The sequence below is a fragment of the Corynebacterium phoceense genome (assembly GCF_900092335.1).
In the GTDB taxonomy this organism is placed as follows: domain Bacteria; phylum Actinomycetota; class Actinomycetes; order Mycobacteriales; family Mycobacteriaceae; genus Corynebacterium; species Corynebacterium phoceense.
The window spans coordinates 1,417,916-1,419,291 of record NZ_LT596208.1 but is presented as its reverse complement, the minus strand read 5'-3'; the positions used below and the strand labels follow the sequence as shown (position 1 = coordinate 1,419,291).

The window sequence follows — 1,376 nt, the reverse complement described above, 5'->3', positions numbered from 1 at the left end:
CATTGCCGGAGCCCATGCCCTCGACCACGAGGCCGCGGTAGCCGGCGGCCACGGCGGCATCGACAAGCTCGCCCGGCGCGCCGGGATAGGCGGCGAGCACTGTGACCTTCTGGTCTGCGAGCGGGTGGCGGGGCAGCGGGAGGACGGAGGGGAAGTCGGCCTCCGCCGCGCCGAACGCCCGCAGGGACTGCGTGTGCTCCTTGCGCGCGCCCCATGCCGGGGTGGTCATTCCTCCGAATTGGATGAGTACACCGGAGCCCTCCGCATGCAGTGCGTCGTTGAGGTTGCGGGGGCCGTCGGGCTCGGCGGCATCGAAAGGCCGCTGCGCACCGGTGAGCACGACGGGGGTAAGGCTGTCATAGAAGAGGGAGAGCGCCATGGCGGTGTCCTCGAGCGAGTCTGTGCCATGCGTGACGATGATGCGCTCCACGGTCGGGTCCGCGGCCGTCTCCATGATCATGGCGATGAGCCCGTCCAGGTCCGCGAGCGTCACGGCGGAGGAATCGAGTTGGATGTAGTCGACGGCACGCACGGGCTCGTCAAGCAAAGCCGCCAGGTCCGCGGCGGTTTTCGTGGGCACAAGCGCGCCCGAGGCGTCGGTGGTGCAGGCGATGGTTCCGCCGGTGGAGATGAGCACAGTTGTCATAGCCCCACAGCTTAGACGAGCCGTAACGCCCCGTGCTGGAAACCTGTGAATCCGGGCACGCAGCCGGGTCGTATGCCAGGCGCGGCGCAGCGCGCAGGTAGGCTTGGGCGTTATTGCCATAGAGATCCAAGGAGAAATCGTGAAGTACACCAAGCTGGCCGCCGCCGCGCTGGCACTGTCCGCCGCCACGACCCTGGCGGCCTGCTCGTCCGATGAGAACTCCAGCGATACGGCCGAGACTTCGGCCGCGTCCTCGGCTGCTGCTTCGGATACTGCGACCGCCCCGGCTGAGCTGCCCACCGCGGCTGACCTCAACGCGATCCTCGCTAAGGCCACGGATCCCAACGTTCCGCTCGAGGAGAAGACCCAGACCGTCCAGGGCGGCGAGTCCGCGCCGGAGCTCTTCGACACGATGGCCGCGTCCAAGGCCGAGTCCGGCGCGACGTTCACCGTCGTCGACCCGGTCGTGCCGGGCTACACCCCGGACAGCCTGCTTACCACCGTGGAGTTCACGACCCCGGATAACCCGAACACGCAGACCGCGGACCAGGTCGAGTTCGTCTACGAGGACGGCGTGTGGAAGCTCTCCCAGTCCTGGACGTGCACCCTGATTACCAGCACCGTCGCCCCGGAGCAGGTTCCGGCGATGTGTAACGCCCAGACCGGCGCCACCGCTGCCGATACCGCCGGTGACCCGGCCGTTTCCGGTGCCGGCGCCGGCGAGGCTGCC

Annotated in this window: 2 protein-coding genes; one reads left to right on the top strand and one right to left on the bottom strand. The window is 68.5% G+C overall.

The annotated features are described in order from the left end of the window. Positions 1-646, bottom strand: a 646-nt coding sequence (locus BN9444_RS10920) for an asparaginase domain-containing protein (protein ID WP_199872862.1), incomplete at its 3' end; no start/stop codon positions are given. A gap of 139 nt (positions 647-785) precedes the next feature. On the opposite strand from BN9444_RS10920, the gene BN9444_RS14855 reads away from it, so the two are divergent. Continuing rightward, a partial coding sequence (locus BN9444_RS14855; protein WP_068801909.1) for a WKL family lipoprotein occupies positions 786-1,376 on the top strand: 591 nt, incomplete at its 3' end.